Below are 23,784 nucleotides of genomic sequence, written 5' to 3' on the forward strand. Positions count from 1 at the left end.
AATTTTGGGTTTAAAAGGTGGCGTTAAAACCAAAGTTCATCATCCTGGTAACTGGGTAACCTATGGAATCATTATTTTCCGGGTCAAGATGTCCCATTCTCAAATTGTCCCAGGTGAGGAGATTTTGCCCACCGAGGTAAACCCTAAGAGAGCTCATCCCTATCACCTGCGTCAGGTTGCTTGGAAGGGTATAGCCTATGTCAATATTTTTCAACCTCACAAAGGACCTGTCCATTATAAAAAAACTGTTTGCTGTATGGTTTGTCGTACTTCTGGTGCTTAGTGCAGGATAAGTAGTTTCTTCTCCAGCAGCGAATCTTTCGGGGGTCCAGGCATTCTTATGGTAATCAAAATAGGTTCCTTGGATTATATTTTCATACACTCCCTGAGAACCATAATTACGAGAATATTTTCCTACTCCTTGAAAGAAAATTGAAAAGTCAAATGCCTTGTACTGAAGGTTAACACCAGCACCATAAGTTACCCTAGGAATGGATGAATAGCCAATTGGAGATAGGTCTTTGTCGTCCACAGTACCATCGTCATTGAGGTCCTTGTATTTAAAATCCCCTACTCTTGGCACACCAAATCCATATTGGGTGTTTTCTTGGTATGCATCCAGCTCTTCCTGAGTATTAAATATGCCATTCCCGTTGTCATAATCGATTTGGTACCCCCAATTTTGACCAATAGCATAACCCGTACTGCGGTACCTATGCACATAGGAATCATCTCTGATTTGCTCATCAATGAATTTGACTACGTTATGGTTATACCCATAATTCCCCCTGACATTGATGTTAAAATCCTCGGAAAGTTGCTTTCTATAGGACAACTCCAGTTCAAAGCCACTGTTATCCACTTCTCCCATATTTACCTTTGGAATATTGCCTAATGGCACCCCTTGAAATGCAGGGACAGTCCCTCTGGAAATTAGAATATTTGTTCGATTTTCAATAAAATAATCAAAGGAAAGGTCTAGTTGATCCATTAATCCTAGGTCGATACCATAGTTTTGCTTGTCTGCTATTTCCCAGGTTATATTAGGATTACCCAATAAACCCTGACGAACTCCTTGTCCTCTTCCTAGGCTAGATAAAGGACCTCCACTCATCGTAATGTCACTTTGGTATAAAAATCTGGAAGAGCCCATTTGATCATTTCCTACCCGTCCATTGGATACCCTGAACTTTAAATTTGTTAGCACAGGATTGTCCAAAAGGAAATTCTCATTGCTTAAAATCCATCCTAAAGAGACGGCAGGAAAAAAACCAAAGCGGTTACCCGGAGCAAATTGTTCTGATCCATTGTAACCAATGTTCACTTCTGCCAGGTACTTGTAATCGTATTCATAGGTAGCCCTAGCCGCGATGCCCAATACATTAAATGGAATTTCTCCACTTGTAGATTCCCAATTGTCCCTTTGGGCCAGAATAAGGCCACTTACCCTATGTTTATCGTTGAAAATTCTGGCATATTGGATCGCAGCTTGCAGGTTAATATTGTACCTGGAATCTGCTCCCTTTGATAAGGAGAGTAGGGACTCATCAGGTCTTTTTACTGCATAACTCAATTCATCAGTATTGGGGTTTACCTCAGCTAAAAATAACCTTTCGGACTTACTCCCTTGCATGGCCGTAGTAGCCCTGGCATCATAGGACATCATACCTCTTACACTTAAGCCTTCAGTAACCATATTGCTCAAGTCCAACTCCATGCCTAAAGATGAGTTCAAGTTTGACCGCACTTCGTTTCTATACCCATATCGATTCATTATTTCAAAAGCAGAGCGGTCCATATATCCTGGATCGACGATTTGCCCTGGGGCAACACCAAACCCATCAATTGTTGTTGGACCTGGTGTTATTGGTAAAATGGTTTGGGCTTGGTAGAATAGGTCTCTCATCATCCAATTGGTATCTCCCCCGCCATAAAGCCAAGCAGAAGGCATATTGACCTGTTCTATATAACTTCCTATATTTAAAAAGGCCTTAAAAGATTCACTTAACTTATAGTCTATATTTGCCCTGAAATTATACCTTTTCATCCAGGAGGAAGGATCATAGCCCAATTGAGATTTAGGCTCAGTATTTAAATTTCCTCCTTGATTAAGAAAGGCTCCATTCACAAAATAGGAGACTTTGTCTGTACCCCCTCTGGCACTAACATTGACTCTGGTCTGAGGTGAATACCTGGAAATAAATTCACGGTAATAATCATGATTGGGGTACATGTATTGACGTACCATTGCTTTTCTCTCATAATCCGGATCATTTGGGTCAAGGCCTAAAAGCGGATTGGCATATTTTGCCATGACATCTTCGCTAAAAAATGGCGTGGTCATTCCATCATTCCTACCTGCCTCATTTCTGAGATTCATGTACTCCAAAGAAGTTAATCTTTCCGGCTCGTAAGTAAAAGAACTTAAGCTTTGGTCAAGGCTAATGTTCAATTCCATTTCACCAGGTTTACCTCTCTTGGTGGTAATTAATATTACCCCATTTGCACCTCGAACACCAAATACAGCAGTAGCTGAAGCATCTTTAAGTACAGTAACAGATTCTACTTCATTGGCATCCAAGGTTCTGATGTTATCCCTTGGCACGCCATCTATTAATATCAATGGGCTTCTACCATTAGTTGTAGCAGCTCCTCTTAGATATAAAGTTGCATCATCCTTTCCTGGCTGGCCTCCTCCAGATTGGATTGAGGTTAGGCCTGGCAATCTTCCAGCAAGGGCATTGGCCAAACTTGGAGAGGAACTTTTCACCAACTCATCGGAGGAAACAGAACTTACAGCTCCTGTCACGGAAAGCTTTCTTTGTTCGGCATACCCCACTACAACGACCTCTTCTAAGGAAGATTCATCTTCTGATAGAATCACGTCTATGGTCGTTTGATTGCCTATATCAAAAGATTGGTTTTCAAATCCTATATAAGAAAATACAAGGGTTTCACCAGCTTCTACTTGAATCGAATACGTCCCATCGATACTCGTTACGGTACCTTTGTTGCTGCCCAAAACAGAAACAGTTGCCCCAGGAAGCGGTTCCCCTGATTGATCCTTGACTGTTCCTGAGATGGTCACAGGATCCATCAATTGATTTTCGGATCGTGTTTTCATCTTCGCAACTTTGACATCAATCGTGTTGTTAAATTGTCTAAAATGCAAATTAGATTGAAGACTAACTTCAATCAAGAATTCTTCAACTGTGCCTTTCTGTTTGTTAAAGGATAAAACAGATGATTTTTTAAGCGTCTTTTTATCATAGGAAAATCTAAAAGATGATTGTCGCTTTACCTCATTGAAAAAGGTGTAAAGGTCCAATTTTTTTCGGGAGAGGTTTACTTCCACCTCATCAATATTTTTATACTGGCCTTTTGCTTGTATAACACTGGTGAAATTAACCACCAACATTTGGAAAATTAAACCGTACAAGAAGCCTCTGGACAACATCATAATTGTCTGAAGTAATATTTTTTTCATATTTTTAAGGGTTTATTGGAATTTATTTCAATACGCATGGTCTATTGGTGGATCCATTCCCCAATGTTCTCCATCATTAGACCTCCCACTGCCGGTTGGATTTATCCAACCGGTTTTATTAAGGTGGTATTTTGGGAATTCTAGTTTTAAAATTTGATTGTGACATTTTTTCCTTTTAATTCATATTCAAAATTCTGTACGTAAGCCATACTCTTCAAAACATTTGCAAGGCTTTGCTTATGGTATTCACCCGAAAATTCCCAAGAGGCATTCGTAGTGTTCTCAACTTCAATTTTTACCCCATACCAATTTTCCAGTATCGCGACCACCTCTTCAAGATTTGATTTCTCAAATAATATGGTCCCCTCTTTCCATGATGAAATAGTATGCGTATCAAACTTCCGTATGCTTTTTTCACCTGTATTGGGATCCCTATGCAATTGTTCTCCAGGACTAAGAAAGAAGCCTTCATTTGTGGAAACATTCTCAATCTTAATTTTACCTGTTACCAATGAAATACTGATTTCTGTTACTCCTTTTTCCTTAATATTGAAGGAAGTACCCAAAGCTGTGGTCACCAATCCCTGAGCCACTACTCTAAATGGTTTAAGGCTATCCTTCTCCACTTCTATAAATGCTTCTCCCTTTAAAATCACCCTTCTCTCTGTAGCTCCAAACTTATCTGGAAAAGAGATTTCACTGTTGCTGTTCAACCAAACCCTTGAGCCATCCGCCAGGGTTAACTGTAATTTTTCGCCTGAAGCAGTCCTCTTATGATGCATCACCACCATTTCAACAGGATTCTCTACTATGTTTTGGTTAAATACGCCAGAGATCCATACCAAGGCAAACCCTATTAAGAATACAGCTGCTAGATTTATTATCCATCGGTAATTCTTCTTTTCTATTGGATGGTCCGCGGGTTTTATGGTTAAAAGCTTTTGCCTAATCTCCTCTTTCATCCCCACCGGAGCCCTGTATTCTCCATAGCTGGTACGCAATAAGAGCTCTCTTGCCAATTTTAATTCGCGAACGCTTTCAGGATTGGCTTGCATCCATTTAGACCAATAATCATTCATCTGATCATTTGGATGCATTACCCAGTTAATAAACTCTGGATCAGTTAAAAAATCCTCTTTGGTTTTCATCGAAATTGTATTGGCTTTATAGGCAAATACAGAGCAGCTCCAAAAGAACACCTAAAAAATTTAATTTATTTCAAAATATTTTAATTTTGAATGGAGAAGGCTTCCGAATTGTACTTCCCTATTGTCCTATTTAAGCTTCTCTCGTAAAAAGTCCAAAGCCTTGTACATTAGATTTCGAGTAGTTTTAACACTTTCTAATCCCATTATTTCCTGAACTTGGACGTAACTGAAACCTTCGTAAAAAAAATAGTAAATGATTTCCTTTTTTCTGGGACTTAGCTTGGCAATAGCATTATTTAACTCCTCAATCTTCTCCATACCCATTTGTTGATCAATCAACTGCTGTTCGTGTGAAATGGTGAAGTCGAAATCCTGACTGGTGTCAAAACTTTCTCTTTTATGTTCCCATTTAGAAAACTGACGCTGGAGTTTCCGCTTAAGACATGTGAGTAAATAAAATTTAATATTGTCCGTAGGTCCTACTTTGTGGCGCAGGCGCTTGAGGTCAAAGAAGACTTCCTGAATCCCATCCTTGGTCTGAGATTCATCCTTAGATAAACGCATGCCATAAGCAAATAGACTATCAAAAAATTGCTCATAAATCTGAATAAAGGCAGCGTCAGCACCTTTTCTGAATTCATCCCATAGCACCTTATCCTCTACAGTATTAGAGGTATCCGGATTTCTTCCATAGGAAATTTCACTTGAATATGAATCAAGTTTATATTGAGGCATTTTTGGGTTTTTTGTTGCTTAATTTCTAAATATAAGGATATTTTGAACAGTCACTATTTTAAATTAAAATTATTGCCTAAAAAATGGCACAATTACATTTTTGAATATTACACCGCAAACCTTCATGTTATGGGGGAATCTGAGAACTTAGCAAAATGGACTTAGATTTCTACTATCATTGCCTTATAAACAATTCTAGAATATGTTGATGAATAAAGAGAAGCATCTATATCTTCCCCCATTTTTTAAAACTCTTTTCTATTATATTCGAAAAACCTGGTGTAGGCTTCTCCATAAAGCCACTTAATGCAGTTCAATCTTTACAATAAAATTCGGGTGAGAATATGCTGCTTTTCCACTTTCATAAATCTGTTGAGAAATTTCTAAGGACTCAAAACCTGTTTCAACTTTTTTATTTTTAAAATATTGAATAGAATAACTTGAACTAATTAATTCTAAATTCTTTGTTTCTGCATAATCTATAAAGTCAGATTCAGAAATAATATTCTCATCAATTTTTGTGAGAACTTCACTTAGTAAAACAAAATAAGAATTTGGGTCTTTCTCATTGGTGTAAAATATAGGTGTAGCTGAATAAATTTCATCGTCTTGATTTAATTCTTTCAAATAATTATTGACTTGCATACAGTCGGTCAAAGGCTCATTGATTCTTAGCCAAACTTGATCGTAATTGATGTACCCTGTTATAGCGCTATTTGTTATGAAGGAATATTTACTCAGTATGGACTCTGCTAACTCTTTTGTAATATTTTCTTGTTCAAACACAATATAAATTTCAGACAATGATTGTTTTCCAAGATAAATTTTTCCCTCTCCCGAGTAATAGAAATTTTCTTTATCATCGCATAATCTCATTTTTGACAGAGAATCATCTTTTTCGCATGAGACTAATAATATTAATCCTATGGTTACGAATAACAGTAATTGAAGTACTCTTTTCATTATTTTTAGTGTCTTTTAACACACATTCCTGTAAAATGCATGTGATGTCTTTCTATTTGCTTTTATAATACCAAACCTTTCAATTTAACATTCTCTTTTTAGTCTGTGCGCCAGTCGCCTCAAATGGGATTCAAATGAGAGACGGTCGGCATTTGGGAACCTACCTTTCCAACCTTCTCCTAGCTTATAAAGCTATTGCATTTTCATATTTACTCAGAAACTCCCGCTTTATCCAAGGTGATGTTAGGCCATTGTGAACACTTTTTTCAATCATATGTTATTTTACCTTTATCCGAATTTAACCTATTCTGGAACAGTATCCATGTTTTTCTGCATATGCCAGTAGAGTAACGCCTGATAGCCTATTTATTAATACCCATAAATATAATAAGAAGAAGTAAACCATCAGTACCCCCTAAATCAAATTGTATCCGGTTAAATACAAGAAAGTTCCCCCTCTTATGGCTTACCGATAGCCTTCTTTATTTGCTTTTCAGATGAATCTACCCAGCTTAGGTATAATCCATCTATAACCACTCCACCCCTATTACTACAGTAAGACCATTGCACTTCCCATTGGATTACCACAGCTTCGTGGCATACCAACGGTTAGTATTTAAAAAGTAGGCGGCTGCAAAATAAGAATGGCATCTGTCCAATCTGGTAATATTAATTCGACTAAATAGGTTAGTTAAAATTGAATTTCAAAAATGGCTAGATAGCCCCTTTGATGACCACAAAAAACCTCCTGAGAATGTACTATCGGAGATTCTATTTCCAAATTTAACCTAAAAACTTTCACAACGGACTCAAAAACCGAAATATTAAATTTGATCTTAAATTAAGACAGCATTTTGCTCAAATTTGTTTATGTTACTTAAAATTTGTTAATTAATAACCATTTTAAAATAAACTATTAATAATTGAATATTAATGCCCGATTTATGCATCTATTCAATAAATATCTGCCCAACACCAGTTCGCCATTTAAGAAAGAGGAGCTTTTTGGATTGCTCAGTGATCCTGATTATAGGGATACTCCAAACCGAAAAATGCAAGAGTCGTGGAATCTCCCTAGTGCTGGTGTAGATCGTAGCTTGCTATCCAGTAGTGATTCGTGTCGAAAAATCAATGAAAGAAAGGCCGCTCATTTAAATGTTTCAAAACCAACTTATATAAATAGGAAGTGGTACTGGGCTGCAGCATTCTTTAATCTCTTTGCTAGCTTGACTCCATTATTTTTTCTTTCAAAAGAAACTGAACAAATCAACCAAAAAGACTTTACACCCTTTTCAGCGGGTATTGGTGAAAGAAAATACATGGATCTTTCGGATAGCAGTGAAATCTTGTTGAACTCCGGTTCGATGATAAGGCTTCCTGAGGATTTTTTAACACGATTAGTAACCCTTTCTAGAGAAGCAATTTTTGAATTGAGACATAACACCCTGAGATTGGGGGGAAGACTTAGATCAGGTCCTTGAAACGTTGACAAAACGCAGCGGTATTTCCTCAAGGGAGGAAAATAACAACAACCATTTTAATTGACCTAAAAATATAAAAACAACACAGCCTATGTAAAATCACAAAAACAAAAAAGCTGCTCCGGTTGCACCCGAAGCAGCGCTGCCTAATGAAAGGCAAAAATTGAGTCATTATCAATTAACCCAAATCAAAGCTATGAAATTACAATTATCTAGGATGAATCGTGTCCTGTTTAAAAACCGTGGACTTTATCCCGTGAATTGTCAATCATTGGCAATTCATTTTAAAACGCTTGGAGTCGGCTTTTTAGTATTTCTTTTTATGATTACTACAACGAAAGCCAACAATCAATTACCGGATCTTGAAGAGGTTTTTGTCAGTATAGAACTAAATGATGAATCACTATTGAGTGCCTTCAAAAAGATTAATGAAAGCACTCCTTACAAGCTCTCTTATCAGTTGGGTCAAATCAAAAAGCATCAAAACCTAACGTTAAGTAAGTCCAGAAGAACCCTCAAGACTACACTGGATCTACTTCTGGCAAATACAGCATTACAATATGTAAGAAGTGAAAACAGTATTGTAATTACCTCGAGAGAAAACCAAGCTCAAAAAGTACAGCAGTCCAGCTCCACCCCTGCCGTCAGGTTTATAACAGTCAGCGGAAAAGTCACCACTGAAACTGATCCGGAGGGTATCCCCGGGGTAAATGTACGCGTTGTTGGCACTCAAAATGGAACTGTCACTGATTTAGAGGGGCGATATGAGATTGATGTAGTCGATGGAAATGCCATACTGGACTTTTCCTTTATAGGGTTCGAATCCGTGCGTGAGACAGTAGGCACTCGAACAATAATCAACATAACCTTGACTGAAGATATCAGCGGGCTCGATGAAGTAGTAGTGATAGGCTATGGTACGCAAAGGAGAAGCGATCTCACAGGCTCTGTTTCCAGTGTATCAACAAAGGAACTCGTGGATAGACCAGTGGTTAATATTGGACAAGCCTTGCAAAACAAAGTTTCAGGTGTTCAAGTAGTTAAGCAAGGGGCTGGGTACCCAGGATCCAATCCAATCATTCGTATCAGAGGTACAAACTCAATTAATTCGAACAGTGATCCACTCTTCGTAGTCGATGGGATCATTGGAGTTAGCAATGCCTTGAGAAATATAAACCCACAGGATATTTTAACAATGGATATTCTGAAAGATGCTTCAGCAACCGCGATCTATGGTACCCGAGGAGCAAATGGCGTGATCATCATCACCACCAAGCGAGGAGAAGTAGGTGAAGTGAAAGTTAATTATAATGGTTCTGCAACTATGGGAACAATGCAGAGACATAATCATACTGTTACTGCAGATCAATTTTTTTACCTCTATGAGCAGGCGTTTACCAACACACCTAAATATGGTACCCTGGATAAGTCAAAGGATTTCAGAGGAGGTAAAGGTACAGGCGCTTCGTGGTCTGAAATGCCGCATTTGTTTGAACAGGTTCCCCAGGGAGGTTACTTTATGGATCTAGTTGGGAATGACGGAAATTATTACAAACCTAGGTATTATTCAAACTGGGAAGATATCGCTTTTGACAATTCCTTTTCACAAGACCATTATATTGATGTAAGTGGTGGGACTGCAAATGCAAAATACTCATTTGCCTTGGGACATACTGACCAGGATGGTCTTTTAATGCAATCTTACTACAAGCGTACAAATGCTCGATTTACAACGGATATCGAATTAAATAAATGGTTAGGTGTAAGTACAAATATTTTGTATTCACGGTCAAAAAACACTAGAGGAGATGACCAACTGAGGACTATTTCAGAGACGTGGCCAATTTTGCCTACCAAGTATCCAGATGATCCTGAATTTGGTATATATTCAGGTACCTGGAGTACTGGCAGAGATTTTCCAGTTGGAGAAAATTGGAGAAATATTGTGTATACAACAGATCAGAGAGAAGGATACTATCTAAACCAACAGTTGACAGGAGGTGTAGTACTTAATGCTCAAATTACTGAAAATTTAAGTTTTAAGGCTAATTTTGCGATAGATAACAGAAGTGAAGACAGTAGATGGTTTAACGGGGACTTCCAAGGAACAAGGAGTTCTGACGCTAGGGGAAGTAATCAACGGTGGTTTTACTGGCAAAATGAAAACTATTTTAATTACGATAAAGTAATTGATAAGCATTCCATTTCTGGTGTACTCGGGCTTTCCTGGCAGGAAACTCAAATAGATTGGCTAGAAGCACAAGCATCTAATTTTCCATCAAATTTTTATGGTTTCAATAATTTAAATGCAGGTGCAAATACACCTCAAGCCCATTCGTCAAATCAAAGAAGTGCACTCAATTCCTACTTTGCGCGTGTCAATTATGCTTATGATAGCAAATACATGTTGACAGCAACTGGGCGTATGGATGGATCTTCAAAGTTCGGGCCCAACAATAAATATACTTTCTTTCCATCTATTGGATTGGGCTGGACAATTTCCAATGAAGCTTTTCTGGAAGATAACAGGGTAATTTCTAACCTAAAAGTTCGAGCCAGTGCTGGTGAGACAGGTAACCAAGAGATTGGAAGTTTTGTAACACAAAGGTATATCAACACAACAAATGTAATGTTTGGTGATGGCTTAAGATCAGGATTCTATCCGGGATCTACAGGTAACCCCGACTTAAAATGGGAAACAACTTTTCAGTGGGATATTGGCATAGACCTGAGCCTTTTCAATGACAGGTTCAATATCGTAGCTGACTATTACCATAAAACAACAAGCGACATGTTGTTTAATCTTCCATTACCACAGTCAAGTGCACCCGGTAGTGCTTTTGTAAACTTAGGAGAAGTGGAAAACAAAGGAGTAGAAATCGGATTGGCAACCACCAATATTCAAAGGCAAAACTTTACATGGGCTTCACGCCTGACCTTGTCTGCCAATCGAAATAAGATTTTGAAACTTGGTCCCACAAACGCCGACGTTTTTGTTGATACCGGTGCAGGTAATGCCACTTCAGTATATAGAGTTGGGGAACCCATAGGTTCTTTCTTTGGCCTTAACCGTATGGGGGTATATGGCACACAGGAAGCTGCTTTGGCTGCACGCTATGGAAGGGTGCCCGGTGACCTGAAGTTTGAAGATGTAAATCAGGATGGAAAAATCGAGTTGATTTCTGATGGTAATATTATTGGTAATTCTTATCCTAGGGTTTACGGTGGATTTATCAATTCATTCACCTATGGGAATTTTGATGCGAACATTACGATACAATTTGTTGGTGGGGTGGACAAAGCCATCGTGCATGAGTCTGCTGAAGACCGTCAATTTGTGTCAGGTATGGTTAACAGGGTTTTAGATGCCTGGCGTCCAGACCATCAGGAGGGAACGATTGTAGCTCAGGTAAGAGCTGGTAATGCCGGTGCACGTTACGATTCGTTTACTGACACCCACGAAATTTATAATGCAGCATTTATCAGAGGACAAGCAGCTTCGATAGGCTACACATTTTCTGAATTGGTAGGCATTAATAATTTGCGGGTTTATTACTCAATGGAAAACTTCTTCCTATTAACTGCAATAGAGATGGAAGGGTACGATCCTGAAGGTAGTTCGCTGGATAAAGGACGATCTAATATTCAGAATATTGATAAATATCAATATCCTAATCCTACAAATTTCATTTTAGGAGTTAATGTTAATTTCTAATCTTAAAAGAGCTAATAATATGAAATACAATAATAATTATATCGTGATAAGACCCGCAATTTATTTATTGGTATTCTTTTTTACCCTAAGTAGTTGTGAGGAATTTTTGGAGGAAGTACCGACTAACCAGCTTACCGCTCAAGGGGATTTGACGGCTAGGGAATTCGGAGAACCTTTAGCAATTGGTGCTTACAGAATGCTATCTTCCTGGACCGGCGGTGCCAGAGATTGGGGAAATATTTTACCCAATACCTTAGAGTTCCCTACAGGTGGGGCATTTACAAGCGAACCACATGCCCAATTCGATAAATATGCTACGAACCAGGTTACAGGTAACCTATTGGATAATTTCAATAATCAGTGGGCGAATTGGTATGCTGGAGTTCAGGATGCTAACCTTGCGCTGGATTTGCTCCCTTCTGTAGACCTACCTCAAGCCTTATTGGCACAATATCAAGGTGAAGTTCGTGCCTTACGCGCCTTCTATTATTTCAATATCGTTCGGTACTGGGGAGATGCAGTGATGATCACCGCACCACTAGACAATGTAATTGAAGCAGCAATGGCTCGAACCAGTCTCAAGCAGATATATGATGAGGTAATTATCCCTGATCTTGAATTTGCACTAAATGCAGTTCCAGCCGGTAAATCAAACAATGGACGTGTAACCCAGGATGTGGTCAGGGCTATTTTAGCGGATGTATACCTTACAGTTTCCGGATATCCCTACCAGGAAGTAGAGACTAATCCTAGTCAAGATTGGTGTGGAGAAGGATCTTGGGCCATGCAAGAATATCCTGTGACCGGTGGTACTGCCCGGGCATTTTTGCAGAAAGCGAAAACTCAGCTTGACGCGCTATACGGTAATTATGTGCTTGGAACTTATGATGATTTGCATGACCCGGCTATGAATAATAATGGAGAGGCGATATTTCAAGTGCAATATTCCACCCAACCCGGTTATAACAATGGCATTTTACAACCTTCCTTACCTTTATTGACTAAAATTTCGAAATCTGATGAAAATGGTTCATTTGTTCCGGCTCAGCATTATCATGATTCCTATGGTGAAAATGATAATCGAGCCATGGAGAGAGCAATGTTTTTTACTTGGGATACTAATATTGATGATGAGACCGACACCATTCGGTTCCCCCCTCACCTGTACAAATACTACGATGCAGCAGCAGTAAAATCAGTAAATGGATCCGGATTGAATTGGTCCCATTACCGATATGCTGATATATTGTTAATGCTCACAGAAGTAAACTGGGCATTGGGTGAAAGTCCTTCAGAGATAGAAAAAGGAATAAATGAAGTAAGGCTAAGAGCAGGTTTAGCTCCTTTAAATGGTGCAACGATTACGCTGAAAGAAATACTTAGTGAACGTGCTTGGGAGTTGGTATTTGAAAACAAAATGCTTTGGGATCAGCGCCGTACGAGAAGATGCATAGTTTACGGGGAGGAAGAAATCACAAGCATTGCAAACTTCGTTGGACACCAACCTAAGATATTCAACTTTGCTTTTACCCCCCAGCATTTATTATCTCCAATACCGGGAGATGAAATGAATAACAATGGGGAAATCCAGCAGAATTTTGGGTATTTACCAACGCAAGCAAATTAGTCTTGAGGAATTCATTTAATCAAAAAGTTGAATAAATATGAAAACTAAAAATATATTATCGATATCATTCGTAGTGTCGTTTTTATTAATGATGAGTTGTACCGAGCAACCCTATTTTGACATCCCTCTAGATGCAAATGGTAACGTGATCTTTACAGGTATTTCTGAAGTCACATCAACTGATGTGACAGCAGCAGATCCTGACTTCACCATAAATGCCTATTTTCCAAATGCAAAACCAGGAGATGTGATGAAAGCAGAGGTTTTAAAAAACCAGGTGCCTTCATGGGATCCAGATGGAGCATTACAGTTATTGCCTTTAGATGGGTCTTTAAAAGAGGTGACGGTTGGTGAAGATTTGACTACAACCGTAACCTACACAAAGGCGGAAGCAGGTTTGAATAGTGTAGGCGATGCCGTTACTATTGTATTTTCAGGAGAAACCGATTCAGGGATCATTTCAATCACGCTTGAACCATAGTTCTTTACAACGATTTATGCTTTAATGAATTGCCTGCGCCCTTTGAAAAACAGGGCCTATAGTCGAAGACATCTTGATGGCGAATTGATCGTCATGTCAGGAAAAAGATGATAAAAGGTGACGTACCAGAGATCCTGCCAAAATATGGCAGGATCTCTTTTTTTCGTACTAGTTCTGCCCTGAAGTGGAGCAACTCAGGAGAAAAGAAATGAACGGATAAATTTTAATTAGGCCTTTACTTTTGCCAAGGGCTTTAATATGTCCATGATGCATTTTGATTTACATTTCTGAATATCTATACCAATTCATATTAAATAACCATTTTTACTTTTTTGCTGCAGGTCTTCCCTGAAGCGAAGCGACTCAGTGGCCTGCCCTTATGCGGAGCAATTCAGTGGTCAAAAATGTAAGCAACCTGTCCTGAAGCGGAGCTAGTCAGGAAAAACCCCGCCGCTATGTATCTTTTCGGCTAAAATTTAAGGCCACCCGCACACAGGCAAACTCCTTAGTTTTTGGTTTTAATATTGGCCTTGTTTATTTAATGATTACTAAACCAAAAACTTCGTCAAACAGTGCCTGTGCCCTTGCCATCGCATCTTAAATTTCTTAATGCCCAAAAGCTACAAGGCGGAAGTTTATATATTCGTCATTCCGAGACTTTGCAGGGGCTTTGTATATATAAAGTCGAGCCTTCTTTTAATAAGCCCTATCCCCTTTGCTACAAAACAATATTTATCTAATCATTACTTCCCAATACTTCGTATGCTTGGATTTACCGGCAGGCCCTTCTACAGTTAAGGTCACCACTTTGTGAATTCCTTTTTCCTTGAATTGATGGATCGGATTTTGTTGATTTGAGTAATTTCCATCTCCAAAATCCCATTCCCATTTCAAAATCTCACCTTGTGATTCATCTCTGAAGGATACACGCTTATTTTCCATATCTATTACTTCAAAAGACCATTCTGCCTTGATCAAATCCTTTAATTCACTTTCTAGTGGCATCAATTTAAACTTGCGCAGGTAGCTCGCGTCTTTCACCATCCGTACATCTTGAGATAAATTGAAATGGCCTTCTCTTTTTCCACCGTCAAAATCCAAAATAGACCAAGAGAGCCCAATGCTATCGCCCTGAATGAGTTCCGATTCTATGGCCTTTTGAGGGCCTTCATAAGGGGCATAATCATAAGGAGTCACCCAGAATTCCAAAACGAGCTTCCCTCCATCTCCAGGTTCAAAGTTGTAATCATAAGCATAATTGGATTGTGGAAAATCACCTATCCAATGTTGATTTCCCCAAATCAAAACCCATGCGTTATTTACAGGTGGCGTATAGATATGGTAATTTTGAGCGTGGACACCACTAAACGTAAAATGGTTTTCTAAATAGGCCTCCGATTTGCTATCCCACTTCAGGTTATCTTTATTATAAATCGGGTTATAAATAAAAGGACCACCCGACATGTCGCCATCAACCACTATTTCGAAAATATCATTGAGGTACCCCTTGTTACTAAACCTCCCGAAATCCCAAAAATCATCCGTAGCTTCATACAAAAAGTATAGCCTATTCAATCCCTTTACCCAACCTACCTTTACGCTTACGTTCAAATCACTGGTATGATCAATGGCGTCCCCAAATCCATCCTCTGTATCTTTCAACATTTCATTACCATATACATACGATTCCGGTACCATATCCCAGTCACCCGATTTTCCATCTATGCGTGGCATCTGATTTTTAGGGAATTGAAAAATTTTGAAAAGCACTTTATTTCCGGAGGTATCATTCGCTGAATCATTTTGTGCCTTCACCGAAGAAGTACAAAAAACAGCCAAAACAGTAAACAGAAAAATTTTCAGTTTAGTCATTGTGGGCCATCTATCAAAAAAACATTTTAAACGCATAAGCATATTCATTTATCTTTTTTTCCAATCATCCAATTTAGAATAGACCGGCTTATATCCTTTTTTAGACCTGTCAATGGTTTTCATTTTTCAGTATTTACTTTTTCTGGAATAGAAGTACCTGAGATCTTTGGCCACAGGCTCTTCGATTGGATTTGAGTTTTTGTTTCTATTCGGCATACCTTACGCTCTTTAAACTGGCCTCAGCATTTGGCTGACAACCACTATTCCCATCCTTCCACAGAAACAAAATCACTTACGATCAAACTTAAAACCTATAATTCCCCTAAATTCATGAGTGGGGAAAAACAACTCTTTTTAAATGAATGTATTCTCCGGGGATTGAGGTTTTACAGGGGTTTCCAATTTAAGTCCTTTCCACTCGATATTCAATATCCCATCAGTTTCAGAGATTTTTACTTCTCTATTCTCCTGACGATCACCCACCGTATTAACTTCAAATATAAATCCCGCAAAGGCTTTGTCGATTTTAGTTAAATCAAATTCCTTCTCAACTCCCGAATAAAAGACAAGATCTATCCAACAATTAGTATCATCACCGCCTTTTTCCCAACTACCGGTAAATTCGTCAAATTGGGCACTGAATAGCTGCATATTTAAATTCAATTGTTCAAGGTTAATTTTGATCAAGTCATTAACTGACTTTGGTAAAACAAGTTTATCCTGGTCATTCATATTACCAAACTCAAAACGTAGCCGAAGATCTTTAGCAATGAACTTCCCGTCTTTTAACCGGTCTATACTAATATGTTTATCTCCCCCGTTGGAAATAAAGTTGATACCTGCAAGAATTTTATTTTGTTCCTGCTCACTATAAAAAGTGGAAGAACTGAAATCATAATTATCATGCAGAAACCTAACCTGTAAGTATTTCGGTTTTTGAACCTGTCCCCAATACAATAAAAATGGACGGCGCTGATTCCAAAGACTTGATCTGTTTGCCGTAGAAAGTGCATATTCATCAGTTAGGTAACATGTACCAATGGTTTGAGGATTTTCTTTCTCGAAGACATCTTTTTCTGTACGCGGGTATTCAGGAGAAAGAAAATAGGGCATCAAATACGGTGGGATTTGATGTTTGATCTTTACATTCTTACGTTTTTGTTCAATTCCTACATCTATTTGTCCATTTGACCCTTCTTTTAATATTGAATAAAAAGTTGGCTGAACCAATGTACTGTATGAACGGCTATGAGGTCCAGCCCATTGACCGGTGGGTTTATGATAATGTCTGGCAATGATATCCCAACCGATGGCATACAATGAGTCAACTTGTTGTCTGGCAGTGGGCTCAATAATGTGTGATTTCATGCGAAACAATTCATCTAGAGCTACAATCGTGTATGCAGGACTGTTGTACTCCGAAAACCCTCCCTTGTCAAGCGTATAATCATAGAATCGTTTCAGTCTTCCACTTGCATATTCACTCATTTCCGGAAGATTAAACAGATTTGAAGTCATATAGGTAACATAAGCCCCCATGATAGCGAATTGGTATAACCAGGGCGCATATTTCGTTTTTGGATTGATTTGGCTGCCAGAATCAGCGCGTCTTTGATTTTGGGTTTTAGGTCGCTTGGAATCCTATCCTGATGACCCATCCAAACGTCAAGAAGACTTACAGCATTGAAATCGGCCCAGTTATAATCAATAGGCGATTTTTTTGTTGAAAGTGGCTCTTCCAGGTAATAGGGCCATACACCAACTGATTTGGAAGTAGTATCCTGATCTTGCAAAGTGATTGTCTTTTCAATAATATTAAAAGCCCGATCCGTGTATTGGTCATCAGCCAAATCCAATAATAAAGCGGCATAATAGAATGAGCCCCGAACTTCATGAAATACGCCACTATCCGCATCGGTATGGTAGTTATATCCGCTCAGCGTCTTTGTGATCATGTTCTCCTCAGGATCGAATTTTTCGTGAAGTTCGTCCAGTTTTTCCTCCACAATCTTTCTCTCCTCGGAATTTAACCGGACACTTTCGTATTTGATATAGCTGTTGTCAATAACCTTATTAGTGCATGATTGGACTATTGGCATTAAAAAGATAATTAGCAAGACAATGGTAATATGCTTCATGATGATTTTTTTATTATGATAAAGCTATTATTCTTTAATTTATTTTAATAAGCTGCTAGTAAGAAAGAACCATAAACCCGAACATATAAAGCAAATAAGGTGGACCTAATCCACCTCATTTGTTTATGAGATCAATATCAGTTCACTAATAATTTACTTCATAGAAGCTGAGGCGGTTGGTATTAGTAACCTTCATTTTGTTTCAGGATATCAGCTCCTACCTTGTCAATCTCCTGCAATGGGATTGGAACATAGTTGTAAGTTTCATTAAAATTATAGACTCCACCCATGGCATTTACATATTCTACAAGCTTATTCTGCCTTTTCAGGTCAGAATACCTATGTCCCTCAAATGCCAGTTCGGCCCTTCTTTCTGCTAAAATAGCTGTAATAAAATCATCAAGCGTAGGGACATCTTCAAGAGTCAGAGGGGCTAAACCTGCTCTGATTCTTGTCTCGTTCATCAGATCCAATGACTGTTGTTGGGTTGAATTTGCATTCATGGAGATAGCTTCAGCATACAGCAGTTGTACATCTGCGAATCTAAGTACAACCAGATCTCCAATAAACCTAAATTCATTTAGGTCAAATCCAAAGTCATATTTCCTATTCTCCTCTTTCAATTGATTAGGGGTAAAACCCAGTGTCTCATCCCTTCTGATATCACCAGTTTCAAATGAATCATAATAACCTGGCTTATATAAGAAGTTACCCTGTAAACCTGGTGTGTTTTCCATATATAAAAACTGCTGCGCCCAGTTGTTGGCTGGAGCAACTGGGCTTAATATTACTGAAAGCATGTATTCCTGAGAACTTTTCTCGGCATCCATTGTCCACAAGTTATTCCAATTGGTCTCAAGTGCAGCCCCACTATTATTGAAAACATCTGCTAAAGCTGTTTCTGCCTGACTCCACTTCTGCTGTTGCATAAGGGCTTTTGCCAGATAGGTTTCAGCATCATACTTATCCACTTTTCCTATTTCAACTGAAGGGTCGAGTAATGAGACAGCCTGAGAGAAGTCAGATTCCACTAAAGCCCAGATTTCAGCTTCAGTAGATCGTCCGAGACTATAGGATTCATCAACACTTAGTGGTTCTGTAACACTTGGTACACCTCCAAACCATAAGTTTAAAGTGTAATAAGCAAATCCCCTAAAGAAGTAGGTCTGACCCTTTATTCTGTCCCTGGCTGCATCATCCATATCTACTTCATCAACTCTGTCCAGTATGACATTGGCAGGATAAACTAATTGCGTATAAAGATCCCAAAACCTACTAGTTGTATTCGGACCGAATTGATTTTCAGCAAGTTCGAGATACCAATATTGAATATTCGTCAAATTATCTCCACGATATTCTTCCAGCATCTGTAATTCAATCATTGCGCCTCTAAATCCGGAATATAAACCTACTACCGCTGTTTCAAAGTCAGCCTGATTGGAATAGAACTGACCCACTGTACCGTTGCTCTGTGGGGGCAGGTCTAGAAATTCCTCACTGCATGCCCCCAAAGAGATTGCAAATAGTAATAGAACTGTCCTATATATCTTATTTAATTTCATCATGGTAAGTAGCATTTAAAATGTGAGATTTAAACCAACTGCAAAAGTTCTTGGTAGTGGCAAGGTTCCGAAATCATAACCCCAACTTCCGCTTGCGCTGGCCTCAGTTTGGTTGGCACCTCTGTTTGCCGCGCCGGGAGCAAACACTCCTTCTGTATTATAACCCACATAATCAGTATTTAAGAAAAGATTATCAGCTGAGACATAAACTCTCAATCGGGAGACCTTTATTTTTGATAATAAGGTTTCTGGTAAATTGTAGCCAAGTGTGATGTTTTTAATTCTCCACCAGTCTGCATCATAAAGCCATGCATCTTGTTCTTCATCTGTCCCATTGGTACCGGTTGTAGAAGAGATTTTTGGCGTGATACCATCACCAGGATTAGCTTCGGAACGCCATCTATCTGCCCATCGGCTCATCAAATTTCCATCAGCAGCACTTGCCCTGTCATAATATCTGGCTTGAGCATTGTAAATTTTATGTCCTCCGGAGCCATTGATAAAAATACTAAAGTCGAAATCTTTGTAAATCAGATTATTGGTCAAACCAAATTGCCACTTGGGCATTGGCTGACCTACGATCTTTCTGTCATCCTCATCGACATCCCCATCACCATCCTGATCCTTGAAGCGTACGTCTCCCACCCCTTCATCCTTAAAAATAGGTCCGGCTTCTACCTCTGCCTCATTTTGAAAAATACCATCTGCTTCCCACATGTAGAAACTTCCAATTGCCTCCCCTACTCCTGTGTAACTGACACGAGAGTACCACTCACCATCTATGATCGGAGCATCATTTTGACCCATTTTCAAGACTTCATTCTTATTAAAAGAATAATTAAAAGTAGTACTCCACTGAAAATCAGAGGTAGTAATATTTCTTGTATTCAATTCTATCTCTATACCCTTATTACTTACATCACCTACATTTAATATAGTGGATGAAAATCCTGTTGTTAGTGGTAGCGGGGTTGATAAAAGGAGATCATCAGTTAGCGCTTCATAGGCATCAATAGATAAATTAATCCTATCGCTGAGAAATCCAAGGTCAATCCCAATATTAGTTGTTGCTGTTCTTTCCCAGGTTAAATCTCTATTTTCAAAACCACCTGGTGTCAAACCGCTGACAAGTACTTCACCTGATCCCAGTACAGCATTGGCATTTGCCAGTGTAGCATAGTGCCGGTAGTTTCCAATTCGGTTATTACCTGTCTTTCCATAGCTTGCTCGTAACTTTAGATTACTAATGATTGAATTATCTCTCAAAAAGGCTTCATTAGAAATATTCCAGGCTGCTGAAACAGATGGGAATAAGCCCCATTTATTATTAGTACCAAACCTCGAACTACCATCTCTTCGGGTGCTCGCAGTGACTAAATAACGAGAGTCATAACCATAAGTAGCCCTTGCAAACATGGAAATAAGGGACCATTCATTGATATTTTCGTTCCAATTCGATATCTCGGTTGCATTATTCAAAGTAAGGGAAAGGTCATTGGGAAAGCCCCTGCCTGATAAGGATGAAAATTCGGAATAGTCTTTCTGACTACTATATCCCAATAACCCTGTAACAGCGTGTTTACCAATTTTTTTGTTGTAGTTGAGTGTTGATTCCAGCGTCCAATTACTCTGATATTCGTTCGAAATTGAAGCAAGTGGATTGCCCCCCCCAAGTATCACATCTCTTCTTTCTGAAAACTTAAGAGAATTGTATCTATAGTATCCTGCCACCTTGAAGACCAAGCCATCAATTAGGTTAAAATCGATGTGCGTATTAATGAGTGCCTGTGGTCTGGTAAATTTCTGTTTTAGATTGTTAAGCTCATAGACACTTTTTGAAGAATTACCTAGCCCATACTCGAAGGAATAATCATTTCTGAATAAAAAACCATTATCCAAAAAATAATAATCTGAGGCGTCTACAAGAGCACCATTCCTCAATGAAACATTTATATTTCTATCTTTTCCTTCAGAATTGGCGTCAATCTGAGTGGAAGTGCTTCCTGCCATATTTAACCCAATAGTGATAAGATCTGTCACTCTTGATTCAATGTTGGTCCTTAACGAGAACCTTTCAAAAGAGGTCCCGACAGCAATACCTTCCTGATCCATGTAATCTAATGACATGAAATAAGTCGTATTGTCAGAACAGCCTGAAAGGGAAACATTGTGGTTTTGAATAGTGGCAGTCTGGAATAGAAGATCCTGGATATTATGATCAGGAACATCCCCTGTCAGCCAGTTGGGGTCAATCCTCATATTGGCCGGTCTACTTGCATTTGGCAGATTTGGATCACCACCGGTTGATTCCCAACGCCATGACCTCCATTCTGCCAGAATCTCAGCTTGTTCAGGCCCTGAAACAAAATCAACTAATTTTTCAGGTTCCTGTATACCATATCTCATGTTATAGGAAATATTTGGTTTGCCAGACTTGCCTTTTTTAGTAGTGATTATAACCACACCATTAGATGCCCGAGAACCATAAATGGCAGCTGCTGCGGCATCTTTGAGTACCTCCACACTCTCGGCATCACTCATGTTAATATTAGCAATTATATTGGCATCTTCGATGGGCATGCCATCAACCACCCATAGCGGTTGGTTACCCTCGGTAATTGAGCTGGTGCCACGAATCCTTATAACAGGCGCTGCTCCGGGTAAGCCACTGGTTTGCTGGACAGATACCCCAGCAAGTTTGCCCTGAAGGGCCTCGTCAATTCTTGAAGTGAAACGGTTTTCAATATCCTTGCCACTTACCTGTGAAATAGCTGAGGTTAAATCCCTTTTATTAACCGTGCCATAGCCTACTACCACCACTTCGTCCAATGAAGAAATATCAGCTTGTAAACTAACGTCAATATTAGACCTGTTATCCACCGAGACCCGCATCGCCTCAAACCCTATATAAGAAAAAATTAATGTCCCTCCATCTGGAACATTAATGCTATAATTGCCATCCAAATCTGTCACAGTACCGGTGGCTGTTCCAGCTACAGTAACAGATGCCCCCGGCAATGGCTCACCATTTTCATCGGTTACCGTACCGCTAACCGGACCCCAGGCCGCCTCCTCAAGGATCTTAACCTCTGGTGGTTCATTCAGGGCCAAATGAATGGGGTGGTTCATTTGCCGAAAACTCATGCCTAATTGCCGACCCATCTCTTTTAGCCGGTATTCATCACTTCCTGTTTTGTATTTAAATTGGATGATCTGAGATTTATCCAACTCTTTGTTTTCGTATGAAAACTTAAAAGGGGTTTCGCTTTCAACCTCGTTGAAAAATGGTTGCACACTCAGCTCAGAAGCTGATAAACGAATGGATACTTCTTCTATCCGCTTGTCTACAACCTTTGCCTGGATGATACTGGCAAAGTTAACCAGCATCATTGGTAATAGTAAGCCGTACAAAAAGCCTTTTGACAATATGAGAATTGCCTTTAGTAATTTATTTTTCATAATTTTGGGGTTTATTGGAAATTAATTTCAATAGGTCTGGGCTATGGATGGCCTCATCCCTAAATGTTCACCATCTTTAGACCAGTCCTTTGCTGGTTGGTTTTTACCAGGATGCTTTTTTAGGGGTCATATAAGTATACCATAGATTTAAAATTTTAATTGAAACATCTTTTCATGTATGCTTTATTTTAATTCCTCAATATATGCTATGCTTGATACTACCTGCTATAGGGTCTTCTCCTGAAATCTGCCAGACCAGATAATTTCGTCTTCAACCAGGCGCGGTATTGTGCCTATAAAACGTTAGACAGCCACGAGGCCAAACGAAAGGTAGAGAATGGCGGCAATGCGGTAAAATAGCCCCATGGATCGCCAATTGAAAAGAAGGTACTTTTTCAATCTTCTTTTTCTGTTCTGATTACCAAAGCTGTTGCTGCAGGATATCCATCCGGATGACTTTAAGTACCTGGTACTACTTGTACCGAACCCTAAGCAAAATTTCTCTGGCCTTTTTAAACTCCCTTACCTACTCTGGATAGGCTACCATCCAATTGGTCCAATAGCTATCCAACTACTGTTTATGGGGCATTGTAAATTCTAAATCCTTACTGGTTTCAAGGCTTTCCCTTATGTGTTCCAATTTGGAATAATGCCGCTGAAGTTTCCGTTTAAGGCATTTCAGTAAATAAAACTTAATATTGTCAGTAGGGCCTATTTTATGCCCTAGGCCCCGGAGATCAAAGAAGACTTCCTTATTCCTGTCTTTGGTCTGGGGTTCATATTGAGATAAGCGATTGTCACAAGCATATAGATTACCAAAAAATTGCTCAGAAATTTGAATGGATGCAGCTTCAGCACCATTTCTGAAATTATCCCATATACTAGTATCCTTTAACAACTTGGAAGACTCCAAATTATTAATATCAGGCATTTCACTTGAGAAAGGATCAAGTTTATATTGAGGCATTTTTGGGCTTATTGTTGCTTAATTTCTAAATATAAGGATTTTTTAAATAGTCCCTATTTTAAATTAAAATTATTATATATTATATGGTACAATTTCATTTTCATGTAATATGGCGCATAATTTAGAAATATTAGAACCTTGAGAAGCGA

The 23,784-nt window shown here is 38.9% G+C and carries 14 protein-coding genes; 4 read left to right on the forward strand and 10 right to left on the reverse strand.

Annotated elements, in window-relative coordinates:
* Positions 1-10: 10 nt before the first annotated feature.
* The 4 genes from AAC073_RS23815 to AAC073_RS23830 form a co-directional block, all read right to left on the reverse strand.
* Positions 11-3,487 carry a TonB-dependent receptor gene (locus tag AAC073_RS23815; protein WP_339926292.1) on the reverse strand — a complete coding sequence of 1,159 codons (3,477 nt, stop codon included), beginning with the start codon at positions 3,485-3,487 and terminating at the stop codon, positions 11-13.
* 146 nt (positions 3,488-3,633) lie between these two features.
* A complete protein-coding gene (locus AAC073_RS23820; RefSeq protein ID WP_339926293.1) occupies positions 3,634-4,635 on the reverse strand; it encodes a FecR domain-containing protein in 1,002 nt (333 codons plus the stop codon).
* 126 nt (positions 4,636-4,761) lie between these two features.
* A complete protein-coding gene (locus AAC073_RS23825) occupies positions 4,762-5,370 on the reverse strand; it encodes a sigma-70 family RNA polymerase sigma factor (protein WP_339926294.1) in 609 nt (202 codons plus the stop codon).
* A gap of 303 nt (positions 5,371-5,673) precedes the next feature.
* The gene (locus tag AAC073_RS23830; RefSeq protein ID WP_339926295.1) at positions 5,674-6,333 is read right to left on the reverse strand and encodes a hypothetical protein; all 660 of its coding nucleotides are present in this window, start codon (positions 6,331-6,333) and stop codon (positions 5,674-5,676) included.
* Between the two features lie 944 nt (positions 6,334-7,277).
* Here AAC073_RS23830 and AAC073_RS23835 point away from each other — a divergent pair.
* The 4 genes from AAC073_RS23835 to AAC073_RS23850 all read left to right on the forward strand — a co-directional run bounded on the left by AAC073_RS23835 (position 7,278) and on the right by AAC073_RS23850 (position 13,637).
* Positions 7,278-7,814 carry a hypothetical protein gene (locus tag AAC073_RS23835; protein ID WP_339926296.1) on the forward strand — a complete coding sequence of 179 codons (537 nt, stop codon included), beginning with the start codon at positions 7,278-7,280 and terminating at the stop codon, positions 7,812-7,814.
* Between the two features lie 322 nt (positions 7,815-8,136).
* On the forward strand, positions 8,137-11,529 hold the full coding sequence (locus tag AAC073_RS23840) for a TonB-dependent receptor (RefSeq protein ID WP_339926297.1): 3,393 nt from the start codon (positions 8,137-8,139) through the stop codon (positions 11,527-11,529).
* A 19-nt stretch (positions 11,530-11,548) separates the two neighbouring features.
* Positions 11,549-13,156: a RagB/SusD family nutrient uptake outer membrane protein gene (locus AAC073_RS23845; protein ID WP_339926298.1), complete on the forward strand. Its 1,608-nt coding sequence runs from the start codon at positions 11,549-11,551 to the stop codon at positions 13,154-13,156.
* Positions 13,157-13,193: 37 nt separating this feature from the next.
* Positions 13,194-13,637: a hypothetical protein gene (locus AAC073_RS23850; RefSeq protein WP_339926299.1), complete on the forward strand. Its 444-nt coding sequence runs from the start codon at positions 13,194-13,196 to the stop codon at positions 13,635-13,637.
* Between the two features lie 732 nt (positions 13,638-14,369).
* Here AAC073_RS23850 and AAC073_RS23855 read toward each other — a convergent pair.
* The 6 genes from AAC073_RS23855 to AAC073_RS23880 form a co-directional block, all read right to left on the reverse strand.
* The gene (locus AAC073_RS23855; RefSeq protein ID WP_339926300.1) at positions 14,370-15,509 is read right to left on the reverse strand and encodes a PKD domain-containing protein; all 1,140 of its coding nucleotides are present in this window, start codon (positions 15,507-15,509) and stop codon (positions 14,370-14,372) included.
* A 354-nt stretch (positions 15,510-15,863) separates the two neighbouring features.
* Positions 15,864-16,997 carry a hypothetical protein gene (locus tag AAC073_RS23860; RefSeq protein WP_339926301.1) on the reverse strand — a complete coding sequence of 378 codons (1,134 nt, stop codon included), beginning with the start codon at positions 16,995-16,997 and terminating at the stop codon, positions 15,864-15,866.
* A gap of 26 nt (positions 16,998-17,023) precedes the next feature.
* The gene (locus tag AAC073_RS23865) at positions 17,024-17,647 is read right to left on the reverse strand and encodes a hypothetical protein (protein ID WP_339926302.1); all 624 of its coding nucleotides are present in this window, start codon (positions 17,645-17,647) and stop codon (positions 17,024-17,026) included.
* Positions 17,648-17,829: 182 nt separating this feature from the next.
* Positions 17,830-19,212 carry a RagB/SusD family nutrient uptake outer membrane protein gene (locus AAC073_RS23870; protein WP_339926303.1) on the reverse strand — a complete coding sequence of 461 codons (1,383 nt, stop codon included), beginning with the start codon at positions 19,210-19,212 and terminating at the stop codon, positions 17,830-17,832.
* Positions 19,213-19,224: 12 nt separating this feature from the next.
* Positions 19,225-22,668, reverse strand: a complete 3,444-nt coding sequence (locus AAC073_RS23875) for a TonB-dependent receptor (RefSeq protein WP_339926304.1) — start codon at positions 22,666-22,668, stop codon at positions 19,225-19,227.
* Positions 22,669-23,239: 571 nt separating this feature from the next.
* Positions 23,240-23,635 (reverse strand): hypothetical protein, encoded by a 396-nt coding sequence (locus tag AAC073_RS23880; RefSeq protein ID WP_339926305.1) that lies wholly within the window; start codon positions 23,633-23,635, stop codon positions 23,240-23,242.
* Between the last annotated feature and the right edge of the window lie 149 nt (positions 23,636-23,784).

Source organism: uncultured Cyclobacterium sp. (genome assembly GCF_963977555.1).
GTDB lineage: Bacteria > Bacteroidota > Bacteroidia > Cytophagales > Cyclobacteriaceae > Cyclobacterium.

Excerpts from the sequence above, each read along its gene's own strand:
- AAC073_RS23835 (WP_339926296.1), top strand. The coding sequence starts at position 7,278 with ATGCATCTATTCAATAAATATCTGCCCAACACCAGTTCGCCATTTAAG.
- AAC073_RS23830 (WP_339926295.1), bottom strand. The coding sequence starts at position 6,333 with ATGAAAAGAGTACTTCAATTACTGTTATTCGTAACCATAGGATTAATA.
- AAC073_RS23850 (WP_339926299.1), top strand. The coding sequence starts at position 13,194 with ATGAAAACTAAAAATATATTATCGATATCATTCGTAGTGTCGTTTTTA.
- AAC073_RS23845 (WP_339926298.1), top strand. The coding sequence starts at position 11,549 with ATGAAATACAATAATAATTATATCGTGATAAGACCCGCAATTTATTTA.
- AAC073_RS23875 (WP_339926304.1), bottom strand. The coding sequence starts at position 22,668 with ATGAAAAATAAATTACTAAAGGCAATTCTCATATTGTCAAAAGGCTTT.
- AAC073_RS23855 (WP_339926300.1), bottom strand. The coding sequence starts at position 15,509 with ATGACTAAACTGAAAATTTTTCTGTTTACTGTTTTGGCTGTTTTTTGT.
- AAC073_RS23840 (WP_339926297.1), top strand. The coding sequence starts at position 8,137 with ATGATTACTACAACGAAAGCCAACAATCAATTACCGGATCTTGAAGAG.
- AAC073_RS23860 (WP_339926301.1), bottom strand. The coding sequence starts at position 16,997 with ATGAGTGAATATGCAAGTGGAAGACTGAAACGATTCTATGATTATACG.
- AAC073_RS23865 (WP_339926302.1), bottom strand. The coding sequence starts at position 17,647 with ATGAAGCATATTACCATTGTCTTGCTAATTATCTTTTTAATGCCAATA.
- AAC073_RS23825 (WP_339926294.1), bottom strand. The coding sequence starts at position 5,370 with ATGCCTCAATATAAACTTGATTCATATTCAAGTGAAATTTCCTATGGA.
- AAC073_RS23815 (WP_339926292.1), bottom strand. The coding sequence starts at position 3,487 with ATGAAAAAAATATTACTTCAGACAATTATGATGTTGTCCAGAGGCTTC.
- AAC073_RS23880 (WP_339926305.1), bottom strand. The coding sequence starts at position 23,635 with ATGCCTCAATATAAACTTGATCCTTTCTCAAGTGAAATGCCTGATATT.
- AAC073_RS23870 (WP_339926303.1), bottom strand. The coding sequence starts at position 19,212 with ATGATGAAATTAAATAAGATATATAGGACAGTTCTATTACTATTTGCA.
- AAC073_RS23820 (WP_339926293.1), bottom strand. The coding sequence starts at position 4,635 with ATGAAAACCAAAGAGGATTTTTTAACTGATCCAGAGTTTATTAACTGG.